General features: G+C 56.5%; 11 protein-coding genes. 5 read left to right on the forward strand and 6 right to left on the reverse strand.

Features of this window, described 5'->3' with window-relative positions; all coding sequences use genetic code 11:
* The first annotated feature begins 58 nt into the window (after positions 1 to 58).
* The 3 genes from GGR27_RS09610 (at position 59) to uvrC (ending at position 3,790) form a co-directional block, all read left to right on the forward strand.
* Positions 59 to 1,177: a DEAD/DEAH box helicase gene (locus GGR27_RS09610; RefSeq protein WP_168037197.1), complete on the forward strand. Its 1,119-nt coding sequence runs from the start codon at positions 59 to 61 to the stop codon at positions 1,175 to 1,177.
* A 129-nt stretch (positions 1,178 to 1,306) separates the two neighbouring features.
* The gene (locus GGR27_RS09615; RefSeq protein WP_168037198.1) at positions 1,307 to 1,858 is read left to right on the forward strand and encodes a hypothetical protein; all 552 of its coding nucleotides are present in this window, start codon (positions 1,307 to 1,309) and stop codon (positions 1,856 to 1,858) included.
* Between the two features lie 108 nt (positions 1,859 to 1,966).
* Positions 1,967 to 3,790 (forward strand): excinuclease ABC subunit UvrC, encoded by a 1,824-nt coding sequence (gene uvrC / locus GGR27_RS09620; RefSeq protein WP_168037199.1) that lies wholly within the window; start codon positions 1,967 to 1,969, stop codon positions 3,788 to 3,790.
* Between the two features lie 16 nt (positions 3,791 to 3,806).
* Here the strand turns inward: uvrC and GGR27_RS09625 are convergent, their stop codons facing one another.
* Complete coding sequence (locus tag GGR27_RS09625; protein ID WP_168037200.1) at positions 3,807 to 5,804, reverse strand: alpha-amylase family protein; 1,998 nt, start codon at positions 5,802 to 5,804, stop codon at positions 3,807 to 3,809.
* A 245-nt stretch (positions 5,805 to 6,049) separates the two neighbouring features.
* Here GGR27_RS09625 and GGR27_RS09630 point away from each other — a divergent pair, with 245 nt between their 5' ends.
* Entirely contained in the window at positions 6,050 to 6,832 is a 783-nt protein-coding gene (locus tag GGR27_RS09630; RefSeq protein ID WP_245184508.1) for a DsbA family protein, read from the forward strand.
* An 11-nt stretch (positions 6,833 to 6,843) separates the two neighbouring features.
* Here the strand turns inward: GGR27_RS09630 and gatB are convergent, their stop codons facing one another.
* The 5 genes from gatB to GGR27_RS09655 all read right to left on the reverse strand — a co-directional run bounded on the left by gatB (position 6,844) and on the right by GGR27_RS09655 (position 12,407).
* The gene (gene gatB / locus GGR27_RS09635; RefSeq protein ID WP_168037201.1) at positions 6,844 to 8,322 is read right to left on the reverse strand and encodes an Asp-tRNA(Asn)/Glu-tRNA(Gln) amidotransferase subunit GatB; all 1,479 of its coding nucleotides are present in this window, start codon (positions 8,320 to 8,322) and stop codon (positions 6,844 to 6,846) included.
* 39 nt (positions 8,323 to 8,361) lie between these two features.
* Positions 8,362 to 9,534, reverse strand: a complete 1,173-nt coding sequence (locus GGR27_RS09640; protein WP_168037202.1) for a Gfo/Idh/MocA family protein — start codon at positions 9,532 to 9,534, stop codon at positions 8,362 to 8,364.
* A 61-nt stretch (positions 9,535 to 9,595) separates the two neighbouring features.
* Positions 9,596 to 10,168 carry an acyltransferase gene (locus GGR27_RS09645; protein ID WP_168037203.1) on the reverse strand — a complete coding sequence of 191 codons (573 nt, stop codon included), beginning with the start codon at positions 10,166 to 10,168 and terminating at the stop codon, positions 9,596 to 9,598.
* Between the two features lie 12 nt (positions 10,169 to 10,180).
* The gene (locus GGR27_RS09650) at positions 10,181 to 11,116 is read right to left on the reverse strand and encodes a UbiA family prenyltransferase (protein WP_168037204.1); all 936 of its coding nucleotides are present in this window, start codon (positions 11,114 to 11,116) and stop codon (positions 10,181 to 10,183) included.
* A gap of 130 nt (positions 11,117 to 11,246) precedes the next feature.
* Positions 11,247 to 12,407 (reverse strand): acyl-CoA dehydrogenase family protein, encoded by a 1,161-nt coding sequence (locus GGR27_RS09655; RefSeq protein ID WP_168037205.1) that lies wholly within the window; start codon positions 12,405 to 12,407, stop codon positions 11,247 to 11,249.
* 378 nt (positions 12,408 to 12,785) lie between these two features.
* Here GGR27_RS09655 and GGR27_RS09660 point away from each other — a divergent pair, with 378 nt between their 5' ends.
* On the forward strand, positions 12,786 to 14,264 hold the full coding sequence (locus GGR27_RS09660; RefSeq protein ID WP_168037206.1) for a sigma 54-interacting transcriptional regulator: 1,479 nt from the start codon (positions 12,786 to 12,788) through the stop codon (positions 14,262 to 14,264).
* Positions 14,265 to 14,284 lie beyond the last annotated feature (20 nt).

Genomic DNA, 14,284 nt, shown 5'->3' on the forward strand with positions numbered 1-14,284 from the left:
CTGATTTGTCAAATGAACGAGGTGAAGAAAGTACCGACTACCTTCGCAAAAAAATAAAATGACCACCTTTTCCGATCTGGGCATCAGTAAAGCCTACGTGAAGGCTTTGAACGAGCTTAACATTACTACCCCAACCGAAATTCAGTCAGCGGCGATTCCCACGCTGCTCACGACCAAGACCGACTTAATCGGTCTGGCACAAACGGGGACGGGGAAGACGGCGGCCTTCGGTCTGCCGCTGCTGGCCTCGGTCGACGCCAACAAGCCAGTCGTACAGGGCCTGATTATTGCCCCCACCCGGGAGCTGGTGCAGCAAATTAAAAAACAACTTTTCAAGTTCACGAAGCACCTCGACGACATGATTTTCGTGGAGGGCGTCTACGGTGGCGAGCGGATAACGAGACAGATTAAGGCCCTGCGGCGGCCCACGCACGTAGTCGTCGCCACCCCGGGGCGGCTGCTCGATTTGCTGGAGCAGGGAGCCGTCGACATTAGCTACGTGAAGACGCTGGTGCTGGACGAAGCAGACGAGATGCTCAGCATGGGTTTTAAGGAGGATTTGAACAAGATTCTTCGCCACAACACGACGAAGCGAAATACCTGGCTTTTCTCCGCCACCATGCCCGCCGAAATTAAAAGGATTGTGAAAACTTACATGGCGGACAACGCCATCCGGGTGGAGGTAAACAGGAACTCGCTAGTCAACGAGAACATCTCCCACGTCTACATCAATACCAAGATCAACGATAAGGTAGATTTAATCGGAAAAATCCTCACGCGGCGGGAGGACGAGCGAGGCATCGTTTTCTGCCGCACTAAAGCGGGCACCAGAAAACTAGCTAAAGAACTTCAGGACAAAGGGTTTTCCGTTGGTGCCCTCGAAGGCGATATGCAGCAAAAGGAACGCGATAAGGTTATGCGGGCATTCAGAAACAAGAAGGTTCGAATTCTGGTATCGACCGACGTTTCCGCACGGGGTATTGACGTCAACAATCTATCCTTCATCCTGCACCACCAGTTGCCGGAACACATGGAATACTACACGCACCGCAGTGGCCGCACGGCGCGGGCCGGCAAGAAGGGGCAGTCGATTGCGTTGATCATTCCGGGAGAAATGCAGAAGGTGCTCGACGTGCAGCGGGCGCTGGGGATCCGGTTTAAGGAAGTTACGTTGTGACTTCGAGAAGTTTTTTTCGGGGCAGTTCATCGATCGAAAGCTGGGAACCGCCGCGTCTAAACTAGGGAATTATTGCACGGTGTGTAAGTTGATTGTTTTCGTGACGGCCCGTAGTAAAATCTATTCCCAATGACGTTAGATAAATTGCTGGACGAGTTCTACTTAACAAACGGGATCCCTCAAGACGGTGGAATCGAAGACGATACCTTTCAGATGAAGGTCTTCTTCGTTATTTTGACGTTACCGAATCCAGTATTTCGCAAGGAGCTGACCCACATCCACGATATTCAGCACGTGCTGAATGACTGCGATACGTCCTGGCGCGGAGAAGGATTTATTTCCGGCTGGGAAGTTGGAACTGAATTCTGGAAGCGATTTCCCATCAATATTTTTATTCTGTGGGCCTTTGGCTATAGTTTGTGGTTGCACCCAGCGGCCGTGCACGGAGGTTTTAAAAAAGGCCTGAACAGCGTTGGGGTCGTTGACTTGGGCATAAGTAAGGAGGATTTCATGAATATGGAGCTCGACCGTTTGGTCGAATTGACTACGAGCCCCCGACGCACGGAGATGGGGGCTTGGCAGTGGGCTCAGTTCCTGTGGTGGTGTCTCGTGAGTCAGGTCATCCTACTCTTTCCAATCGCTATCTTAATAGCCGGAATAAGTTGGCTAATCAACCTTTAGAAAATCTGGTTGCTGTACTGCACGCGGAGGCGCCGAAATATTCGGTTGCCAACCGCGACGAGTGCTACTACTAAAAACCAAATTAAATCTCCCCACGTTCCCTAACCGATGAAAACAGCAGATTTCAAAGCCATCGCCGATACCGTTCCCAAGCAACCCGGTGTTTACCGGTTCATTGGGCCGGACGACACAATTTTGTACGTTGGCAAGGCAAAAGTGCTGCGCAACCGGGTGGCTAGTTACTTCGGGGATCGGAAAGACCGCCTGCACCGGACGCGTATCATGGTCAAAAATGCCGCGCGCCTGGAATTTACCATCGTGGAGTCCGAGGCCGATGCCCTGTTGCTGGAGAATGCCCTGATCAAAACCCACCAGCCGCGCTACAACATTAACCTGAAGGATGACAAGAGTTACTCTTACATCTGCATTAAAAATGAACGCTTCCCGAGGGTATTCATCACCCGTCAGGTGCGGCGCGACGGAAGTCAGTATTTCGGGCCCTACACCAGTAAGGGGCGGCTGAAGGTGATCCTTGATTTGATCAAGCAGCTCTTTCCACTCCGGACGTGCAACCTGAACCTCAGCCAGGACAACATCGAAGAAGGGAAATTCAAAGTCTGCCTGGAATACCACATCAAAAACTGCGAAGGGCCCTGCGTGGGGGAGGAAACCGAGGAAAACTACAACGAGAAAATTGATCAGGTAACGAATATCCTCAAGGGTAATTTCGCCGAAGTCCGCCGTCATTTTGAAGCGCGAATGGAGGAATTGGCCGCGGAAATGGAATTCGAACGCGCCCAGCAGATTCAGGACAAGCTGAAAAGCTTTAAAAACTACCAGTCTAAATCGCAAATCGTCAGTATTACGATCCGCGACGTGGATGTCTTCGGTGTGGCCGTGGACGAAGAGCACAACGAGGCATTCCTGAACTACATCAAGATCGTCAACGGGTCCATTATCCACACCACGACGCAGGAGATCGAGATGAACCTCGACGATGACGCGGAAAGCCTACTGACTTACGCCATTCCCGAACTGCGCGACCGCTTCAACAGTATTGCTCCGGAAATCATTCTCGATCACGACCTGCTGCTCCCCGGCGTCGAGGGCACCGTCACCGTTCCCAAGATCGGTGACAAACGCAAGTTGCTCGACCTCAGCGTAAAGAATGCCAAATACATGCTGTTGCAGCGCAAGAAGCAGCGCATGAATAATGCCAACCGCCAGACCCCGGCCGAACGCGTGCTAAAAACCCTCCAGTCCGACTTACAAATGGACGACCTGCCGATGCACATCGAGTGTTTCGACAACTCCAACATCCAGGGCACCAACCCGGCTAGTGCCTGCGTAGTCTTTAAAAATGGCAAGCCCAGTAAAAAAGACTACCGTCACTACAATATTAAATCCGTCGTTGGGCCGGATGACTTTGCCAGCATGAAGGAAGTCGTCCACCGGCGCTACCGTCGGCTCCTCGACGAAGGAGAGCCATTGCCGCAGCTCGTCATCATCGACGGGGGTAAGGGGCAACTCAGTAGCTCCATGGAAAGCATCGACTTGCTGGGCATTCGGGGTCGAATGGTTGTCGTCGGGATCGCCAAGCGGCTCGAAGAGATTTATTTCCCGAACGACTCCGTGCCGCTGCACATCAACAAAAAATCGGAGAGCCTGCGCCTGATTCAGCAGTGCCGCGATGAGGCCCACCGCTTTTCCCTGCGGCACCACCGCAACAAGCGTAGCATCGGGATGGTCGGCACGGAACTCCATCAGATCCCCGGCATCGGTGACAAGACGGTCAGTAAGTTGATGGCGCACTTCGGTAGCCCGAAAAAGGTTAGTCAGGCACTCGCTTCGGAGATTGCGGAGGTGACTAATTTAAGTACGGCTAAGAAAATTATTGAGTTTTACCGGCGAAAGTCGGTGATGGGGGAGTGAGGTAACAAAACGCCACTTAAGCCAGCGCATAGCACCGCCCGCCCATCAACTCTTTTATCGAAACAGCACCATCTTTAACATCAAGGTCATGGTAGCGGGAATCCTGCGTACAAAATAGTAAATCACCTTTAGCAAGGTCTTGCCAGACGGTCAGCGTAAAGTCCGCCAGCACTTCCTCGCCAAAAGCCACGACGAATAAATAAGCCCCCTCCCCGTCACTCGCCGGCCGAATCCAGGCCAGTACGTCCGGCCCCGTTCGTAGAATGCGCGTAGCTCCGAGGTGCGCTAATGTTCCCGCCGCAAATTGGTGCAATCGCGTCAGCCCGGCAAAGAGTTCGAGGTTGGTGCCCCAGCGGTACGGACCACTCACCGACTTATCCCCGCGCTCCTCCTGAAACACGTAAAGCTTGGTGTATTCCTCGTTGGTCGCCCGGCTGAAGTGCCGGTCGCGCTGCTCGAAACCAAGACTAAAGTACATCGGCATCAGGCCCAGAAATAAGCCGGTAAAGACTCGTTCCAGCTCCCCGAAATGGTGAAAGTGGTCAAACCGCGGATCGTCCTTGTCGCCCGTGATGACCGTCCACGCCGGGATGACCGCGCGGTCGTTCGCAACCTTCAGGTACTGCCGCGTCATCTGCCAGAATTCCGGTGAGTTCGGAACGGTCGACTGCAAGTTGCCGAGGGTAACCTCCGCCGCGGAGCGCACCAGGTGTTCGACTTCACTGCCGTAGGCCATGTAGCCATCCGCCGCCAAAAAGCTCTCGGCAAAGTAAGCGAAGTGGGGGGTGGTTCCCTGGATTTTAAGCTTTACGGCCCGCAGCGGATCGTAATAGGCGTCGATCTCCGTGGCTTTCGGTACACCACCGGCGCGCATCTGTACGTGGCTCATGTCGCCGCGCATGAAGTCGAACCCGTACGTAGCCTGCTGCTCGGCGTAGTGCTCGGTCAGGTAGTTCCACACCCAGGGGTGCGGGGTCCCGAAGTCTATTTCCCAATCCTGGTTGTCGCGCTTGCGGCCGTACAGTTTGTACCGGGTAAGCGGGCCGAAAACGCGGCTCATTTCCTGCGGCTTGGTAATGCGATAGTCGCGCCAGACGCGGCCGGCCGCGTCGGTGGTCGTGGCTTCCGGGCGGGGGTCGACCTCGAGGCCGCGGTAGGGTGGGGCCATGGTGGCCGGGGCGGGTTCGTAGCCACGGTGGTAAAGCCAGTCGACCAGGTCGATGCGGCGGCGCTGGCGACCGAGGTAGTCTTCGGGATGGCCGAAGAGAATTTTCAGGCGCTTAGCTTCGGGTAACCGCCAGAGATGGCCGACGGTCGCGTAGGCTGGGGTGGCGGGGCCGCGAGCAACTAGCCAATCGTAGATCGCCCCCTGCGCTTCTTCGTGGAGGTACTCCCGGTGGCTGACGATCGTTTTATCATCCCGCAGCAGCCACTCGAAGTGGTCGGGGTTGGCCAGGACGATCTCGCTGTAGCGGTCGGTGTGCGGAATAACGTCCATCCCCACGGCTTTGCCCAGCGCATGGAGGATGTTGATGACGACCCGGAGTTGGTCTTCCAGTTTGACGACGCCCGCCTCGTATAGCTCCTGGCTGTAAAATTCAGTATTCAGCCGCCAGCTCGCCATGCCGTAGAGGCTGCCGACGACACCCGGCTCCCAAATGGGCAGGAGATGTATGCCCCGCACGTGGTCGGGCAAGGTCAGCGCGTACTTCACTACTTCCAGGAAACTACCAATCGTACGTACGTTGACGCCGACGGTGTTGCAGGACTTCAGCCACTCACCATCTTTTTCACCGAGCAGTGGGGAAGGGTAGGGCGTGTCCGGATTCAGGCATTTCGTCATCACATCCGTGCCGAGGCGCTGTCGCAGGATGCCGTGGACGTCCGACCAGGGCAGGGTTACCGCGGTTTCCGGAGCGAGACCGACAATCCAGGAAGTAGTGCCGTTGCCGTAATCGGTAATTCTCTCCGGAGCTTTCGTTTGCCAAAAAGCGGTGTAGGATGTTGTGGGCATAAGCGGGGTTCAATTGCCGGCAAGGTAGTTAGCGGACCCCGGGCATTAAAAAAAAATGGGAGCAAGCTTTTACCTGCAACTACGGTAAGTAATGATGGACACGGTCCGTAAATAGCTTTATGGATACCCATTCTTCGTTTTGAGCGATTATCAACGGATTTTCACACTAATCACCACGCTTCCCAAAGCGTTACTCCCGTATGCGTTTTCTGTATCTAATATTAGCCATCTTACCTTTCTTTCCCATGAATGCACAAAAACTAAGCGTCCCCGCCGGTGCCCACTGCGACCCCGCCACCGGGCTTTGCACTCCGTCTCCCCTCCCCGCACCCGTCCCGATAGCTATCGGGACGCCCGCACAGCTCGCGGACGCAGAGATCATTTACGTAGGCGACCCCATGTGTTCCTGGTGCTGGGGCATTAGCCCGGCCCTGAACCGCCTCGAAAAAGCCGCCGCCGCCAACGGCATTCCTTACCGCATCGTTGTCGGTGGCCTCCGCCCCGGCGGTGGTGACCCCTGGGACGCCGAGATGAAAAAATTCATCGGCCACCACTGGGACCAAGTGACCGAACGCAGCGGCCAACCCTTCGGCCGCGCCCTTTTCGAACGTGACACCTTCAACTACGATACCGAACCGGCCTGCCGCGCCGTCGTCACCGCCCGTACGATGAACCCCGCCGTAGAGTCCCGCTTTTTCGAACTCGTCCAGTACCGCTTCTACGTCCTCAACGAAGACCCTAACCACACCGACTTCTACCGGCCAATTTGCGAAGAACTGGCCCTGGATTTTACTGCATTCAGTACCCTTTTCACGAGCCAAAAAATGGTCGATGCCACCGAGCAAGATTTCCGCCTGAACCGCAGTTGGGGTGTTACGGGTTACCCGACGGTCGTGATCCGCAAAGGTGACCAGCTAACCGCCCTCGCGCGTGGCTTTGCCACCTTCGAGAGCATGTGGGGTGCGGTGGAAGCGCTTGTGGATACTGAGCGAGGAGAGAATAGAGGTAAGAATAAAGAGGTAAGATGAAAGTGAAATGACTACGGGTTTAGCGCTTTACTGAGCAAGATTTTGGTCTCCTTCGGTCCGGCACTGCCCTGGCTGCGTTTCATGACTTCCCCCATGAAGAAGCCAATCAGTCCTTTTTTACCCTTTCGGTAAGTAGCTACTTTGTCGGGATTTTCGGTGATCACTTCAGCGACGATCTTAGCGAGGAAGTCGGTGTCGGTGTTCTGAATCAACCCGAGTTCTTTGGCTCGCGCGAGGGCGGCGGACGGAGCATTCAGGAGACTGGGCAGCAACTTGCCCGTTGCGGCGGCGATGGCCACTTTCCCGCTAATGATCAGTTCCTGAAAGGAGGCAATCGCCGACGGCGATAGGGGTAGTTCGCCGGTCGAAATACTTTCTTCCGTCACCCAGGGGGCGAGGCGGTTGATCCATATTTTGGCCAGGCCATTTACGTCGGGGCTTGATTCCGCGTAGGTCAGAAAGGCTTCGTAATCTTCCCGGTCCTCACTCAGTAAATTGGCGTCGGCGGCGCCGAGGCCGTACCGGTTCTGTAGGGTGGTGTAAGCTTCCCACGGCAGGGTACCGATCTCGGCGCGGACGTCGCGCAGATAGTTGTCGTCGAGGACGACGGGGGGTAAGTCCGGGTCCGGGAAGTAGCGGTAATCGTGGGCGTTTTCTTTGTTGCGGAGGGCCGTCGTCGTCCCGCTGCCGGGGTCGTACTGGCGGGTTTGTTGCACTACCTTCTCGCCCCGCTCTAGTAGGCCCGTTTGCCGCTGCACTTCGTACTTCACCGCGCCGCGGGCGAACTTCATGGAGTTCATGTTTTTGATCTCACACCGGGTGCCGAACTCTTTTTGTCCCTCCGGTCGGACGCTGACGTTGACGTCGCAGCGTAGCGAGCCCTCCTGCATGTTGCCGTCGCTGACGCCGAGCCAACGCACGAGCCGGCGCATCCCGGTCATGAAGGCATCGACCTCCGTGGCGGAGTGCAGATCCGGTTCGGTAACAATCTCCACTAATGGCGTTCCGGCCCGGTTCAGGTCTACTTTCGTAAACGGCTCTCCGGTGGCGTGGATGCTTTTGCCGGCGTCCTCTTCCATGTGGATGTGGTGCAGCCGGACGGATTTAGGCGGGGGCGTTTCGTCACTTTCCGGTACGGTGCCGGAGGAATGACGCGGGCGCAGGGGAAGCGCGCCGCCCAGGCAAATCGGGTTCCGCTCCTGCGTAATCTGGTAGCCTTTGGGTAGGTCGGCGTAAAAGTAATTTTTCCGGTCGAAGGTGCTGCGTTTGTTGATCTTGCAGCCGAGCGCCATACCGAGCTTCACGGCGAATCGTATTTGCTTTTCGTTCAGCACGGGAAGCGTGCCGGGGTAACCCAGGCTCACCTCACTGATGTTGCGGTTGGGTTGCTGGCCGAAAAGATTACGGTCGGCGCAGAAGGCTTTGGACTCGGTGGCGAGTTGAACGTGGGCTTCCAGGCCGATGGTGGTCTCGTACTTCGTGCTGCTCATGGCGGCTAAGGTACGTTTCGACCCTTGTTCGGCAACAACCTACTCGCTACCGGATTTATAAATCGCCTCGATCACCCGTACGACCATCACGCCTTCCTCGACCGGCGTGGCGATTTCCGCGCGGTCGTTCCGCACGTCAACGACGTTATCGATCACGAAGTGATGGTTGGCCGCCGAACCGGTATAACCCCCGTAATCGTTACCGGGTGCGCTGGCCGGCAGGTCGGGAAACGCGATGTTTTTAGCGTGGCAATAGCGGACCTCGTTCATGTACTGACCGCCCAGTTTGATGGTCCCTTCGGTCGCGATGACGGTGAGGGTCGACTCAAAGTTTTGGTCCCAAACGGCGGTGCTGAAGTTGAGACTGCCCATCACTTCATTGGGTAGCGAAAATTGGACGGAGCCGCTATCCGGAAAGGCGTGAAAATCCCGGTGGTTTTGATTCGCGAAGCGGGCGTGGTGGATGGTCGGTTCTCCGAACCCCCAGCACAGCAGGTCAATAAAGTGTGCGAATTGAGTGTAAAGCACGCCGCCGTCGAGCCGTTCATTTCCGTGCCAGGGGTGGGGTAAATTTTGGTCGGGAAGGAGTGCGCTGGGCACGGGAGCGGGTGCGGGGTCCGCTGGGGGAGGAGCAATGGTATAGTACCGGTGGTCCCGGTTCCAAAAGCAGTCCAGGTGGACCTGCAAAACGCGCCCCAAACGCTTCTCCACTAAGCACGCCTTTAACCAGGCGGAAGCGGGGCTGTACCGATTCTGCATCACGCCAAAAACCCGGCAACCCACTTTTTCGGCTGTTACTTTAATACGTTCGGCGGAAGCGGAGTCGGTAGCCAGTGGCTTTTCGATAACGACGTCCAGGCCAGCTTCCAGCGCCGCGATCGTCTGATCAGCATGCAGACCGTTGGGCGTGCAGATACAGGCTACGTCGAATCGGTCAGTCTGCTGCAGAGCGAATTTCAAATCGGTGAAATACAGCGTGTCCGCCGGTAAGTTATCGTCCCACCGCAACTCATCCTTTGCGAGCGGATCAACGATACCGGCCAACCGCGCACCGGGGTGGGCGACGATCAACGCGGCGTGGCGGCGACCGATGTGGCCGAGGCCGACTACGAGGAATTTTACTTTAGGTAGCGTGTCGATAAACGTAGCTTTTTTGGACGGGCGAAGATAGGAATGTAGGCGGTAGGAAATTAGGCGGTAGTCGGTAGACATACGGGTAGTTGCGATATGAGAATCATCTCAAACCTACCGCCTACCGCCTACTGCCTACTGCCTACCCTTCCTCCCAACATCCCCGCTCATCCAAAAAATACCCCACACCCGCGTCCGCGCAAAACGCCCGCCCTTCCGCGTCAAAATCTAGCCGAACGCCCGCCTTGCTGACCCAGCCGACGTGCCGCGCCGGATTGCCGACGACCAGCGAGTAAGCCGCAACGTCCTTCGTGACGACCGACCCCGCCCCGACCATCGCGTAAGCCGCCAGCGTGACGCCACAAACGATGACCGCGTTGGCCCCGATGGTGACACCACGTTCCAGCTTAGTGGCTGCATATTCTCCCCGCCGGTTGACCGCCGCACGCGGATTTTTAACGTTGGTGAAAACCGCCGAAGGACCAATGAATACATCGTCGGCGCAGGTGACGCCCGTGTAGAGGCTGACGTTGTTCTGCACTTTGCAATTTCGACCGAGCACGACGCCGCTCGCTACGTAAACGTTTTGACCCAAGTTGCACTTTGCCCCCAACTGGGAACCGGAAGACAGGTGACAAAAATGCCAGATCTTGGTGCCGTCCCCAATGCGAGCGCCCTCATCGACAACGGCGGTGGGGTGAATGAAGACCGGCATAGTGGGTATATTTTAAAAGAATATGAGCAGCATTAACCCGCCCAGCAGGAGCAATTTGAGTTGCGTGCTGATGCGGTGGTAGTCCGTCGGATTACGCGCCCGCAGAACCTGGTAGACGATCACCATGAGCGCCAGCGCCAGCACCCCGACGGACACCAAAAGTGCCGGCCGCAAAAAAGCCGCCCAGCCCAGCATGGCCGGCAACAGAATCGCCAGCGTCACCAAAATACCCAGCATCACCGCGATCTTCCGGCCCGACGCCACGCCCCACAGGACGGGAATGGTCTTGCGCCCCACCGCAACGTCACCTTTATAGTCTTCGAGATCTTTCACCAATTCTCGCAACAGGGTCGCCAGGAAGGCGAAAACCATGAACAGAAAACACACACTGAGGCTCTCCCAAAAAACAGCACTGTTTACCCTGGAAAGCTCGCGCAGCGGCACCCGCTCGGCCAGCAAAATGATTCCCGGTACGCCGGCGCAGTACAAGCCCACGAGGAGATTACCCAACAGCGGCTGCATCTTAAAGTAGACGCTGTAAATCGCTAAGATGCCCACCGCGACGGGGTAGATCCAAAGCAAATCGCGCTCCCCCAAACGAAAAGCCAGGAGTTGGCTGACCAGAAAGCCACCGAGAATCAACGCCCCGTAAATCCACTGCACCAGGCCAACGCCCAACTCCTGAACGGGGTTAGTATCCGGGCGGTTAATGTCGTCGATAAACTGGTCCTGAATGTCGTTGATCACGTAGCCGGAGGCGGTGATGATGACCGTTGCCAAAGTGAGCTCAAAGAACTTAGTGATGTGTAAGTCCGGCGTGATGCCGGCAGCGAGTAAAGCGGGCTGGATAATGTGGTAGCACACGAGGTACTGCGTCAGGGCTACGACCAGTAAGTTGGGGACGCGTAGCAGCCGAAACAACAGGGGGATATACCGAAATAATGTCATCGGCCGCAAGATAGCCGCAATTGAAGCGGGACCACATACGGAAAGGCCAGATTGTGCTCGCTGGAGCGCAATCTGGCCAAAAGAATCTTATTTGCGTACGAAGCTTACGCAGTCTTCCGTGAAAAAAGGATTAGCCTTTCAACAGGCCGCGGCTGATGACGAGCTTCTGAATTTCGGAAGTGCCCTCACCGATGGTGAGCAACTTACAGTCCCGGTAAAACTTCTCGGCGGGGTACTCGCGCGTGAAGCCGTAGCCACCGAAAATTTGCACGCCTTCGTTGGCGACCTTACAAGCCGTTTCACTTGCGTGGAGCTTGGCCATGGCGGAAAGCTTCGTTACGGGAAGATGAGCGTCTTTGAGTCGACCCGCCTCGCGCGTCAGTAACTCGGCCGCTTCGATCTCGGTCGCCATTTCGGCGAGTTTGAAGGCGATTGCCTGGAACTTGCTGATGGCCTTGCCGAACTGCTCACGCTCCTTAGAGTAAGCGAGGGCAGCGTTGAAGGCACCGCGGGCGATACCGACGGATAGTGCGGCGATGCTGATGCGGCCACCGTCGAGAATCTTCATGGACTGGATGAAACCTTCACCTACTTCGCCCAGAATCCGGTCGGCGGGGAGGTGGCAATCTTCAAAGATCAGTTCGGCCGTCTCGCTGGCGCGCATACCGAGTTTCATCTCTTTTTTGCCACCGCGGAAACCCTTGTCGGTCCGTTCGACGACGAAGGCCGTCATGCCGTGGCTGTCCAACAGTTCGCCCGTCCGGACGATGACAACGGCTACCTCACCACTGATGCCGTGGGTAATGAAGTTTTTGGCACCGTTGAGGATGTAGCTGCCGTCGGGCTGCTTTTCGGCAACGGTACGCATCCGGCCGGCGTCGGAGCCGGTGTTGGGCTCAGTTAATCCCCAGGCGCCGAGGTGTTCGCCACTGGCGAGGGCTGGGAGGTACTTCTGCTTCTGTGCTTCAGTACCGAACATCAGAATATGGTTGGTGCAGAGTGAGTTGTGCGCCGCGACGCTCAGGCCGATGGAACCACAAACGCGGGCGATCTCGTCGATAATCGTGATGTACTCGGCGTAACCGAGGCCGGTGCCGCCGTATTCTTCGGGGACGAGCACGCCCATGAAGCCATATTCACCCATCAGCGTAAAGAGTTCGCGGGGGAAGGATTCTTCCTCGTCCCACTTCATGAAGTCGGGGAGAATGTGTGCTTCGGCGAAGTCGCGGGCACTCTGACGGATCATTTCTTGTTGCTCCTGTGCGGGGCTTTGGGTTGGGGTAGTTACCATGGCGGAGGCGGTTTAAGGCTTTGTAATATAAAGATAAGTGTAAAATGCGGCAATTGGTTCTGAGAAGTAGCGCATTCGCCGGTAAATATAGTCTCTTTGGCGGCATTTGGTGCGTTAATTTTAGTTTAGGCATCGTAAATAAACTTGCTTCTGGGGTGTTCGCCGATTTGCTCGATCGGGAGAAGTGGATCGGGCGCGGTCGCAGGTGCCGGGTAAATCAGGAGATGGCCAGGGAAATATGGCGTATTCGGTGGACCATTCCCCCCAGCTTTCACGGCCAACAAACTTTGCATCCCGCGACCGCGCCCCCCGAAAAACAGGCCGACACAACCAACTACCCCCGCCGCCGTTTACCCTATTCAATCCCCAAAAGAATCTATGGCTAATCACCCGACCACCCTCGGCGCACTCAAGGCGACGGACTATAAATCGCGCAGCGTAAAACAAGAACTCCGCGAGAACCTGATCACCAAGCTCAAGAATAAAGAAGAAGTTTTTCCCGGCATCATTGGCTTCGACGATACCGTGCTGCCGGACGTACAGCGCGCCGTGCTGAGCCGCCACAGCATTCTCTTACTGGGTTTGCGGGGCCAGGCGAAGACTCGAATCGCCCGCCTGCTCGTGACGCTACTGGATGAATACATGCCCATCGTTAAGGGAAGTGAACTAAACGACGACCCCCTCGCGCCCATCAGCCGTTACGCCGTCGACCTGATTGCCGAGCACGGCGACGATACCCCCATCGAGTGGGTCCACCGCGACTCCCGCTACGTAGAAAAGCTCGCTACCCCCGACGTAAGCGTGGCCGACCTCATCGGCGACGTCGACCCCATCAAAGCCGCCACCCAGAAGCTGACTTACGCCGACGAGCGCGTGATCCACTTCGGTCTCGTGCCCCGCGCCCATCGCGGCATCTTCGTGATCAACGAGCTGCCCGACCTCCAGGCGCGTATTCAGGTATCCTTGTTCAATATCCTCCAAGAAGGCGACATCCAGATCCGGGGCTTTAAGCTCCGGCTGCCGCTCGACATTCAGTTCATCTTTACGGCCAACCCCGAAGACTACACCAACCGCGGCAGCATCATTACGCCGCTGAAGGACCGGATTCAGAGCCAGATCCTGACCCACTACCCCAAGACGATCGAGACGGCCAAGGCCATCACCAAGCAGGAAGCCGGTCAGGTAAAAGAACAGGCCGACATGGTTGCCGTAGACGATTTGCTGCAAACCATGCTCGAACGCATCGCCTTTGCCGCCCGCGACAGCGAGTACGTCGACGAGAAGTCCGGCGTCTCCGCCCGGATGAGCATCACCGCGCTGGAAAATATGATCTCCACCGCCGAACGCCGTGCCCTGCTCGCGAGCGATACTGAAACCGACGCTCGCATCACCGACTTCTGGGGTGTCGTCCCCGCCATCACCGGCAAGGTCGAGCTCGTCTACGAAGGCGAACAGGAAGGCGCCTACGGGGTAGCCATGAATTTGCTCGGTAAGGTCATCAAGGATACCTTCCTCGAATTCTTCCCCGACCCCAACGCCGCTACCGCCGACGGACGTGGTACCAGCGATCCCTACGGTATTATCCGCGCCTACTTCAGCGGCGGCAACGTGGCCGAATTGATGATCGACGGCTCCAACGCGGATTATCACGACGCGCTCAACGGCGTGGCCGGCCTCAGGAAGTTCGTCACCGGAACCATCGAGCGCGATCTTTCCGAAGCAGAGACTTATCTCTACATGGAACTCGTGCTGCACGGCCTGGCCGAAACGGAAATCCTTAACAAGGAATCTATCCAGAACGGTCTTAGCTTCAAGGATATCTTGTCGGACATGTTTGGGTCGGAGGATCTTTACTAAACCAAATGCTTATCATTGTG

The sequence above is a fragment of the Neolewinella antarctica genome (assembly GCF_011927835.1).
In the GTDB taxonomy this organism is placed as follows: Bacteria; Bacteroidota; Bacteroidia; order Chitinophagales; family Saprospiraceae; genus Neolewinella; species Neolewinella antarctica.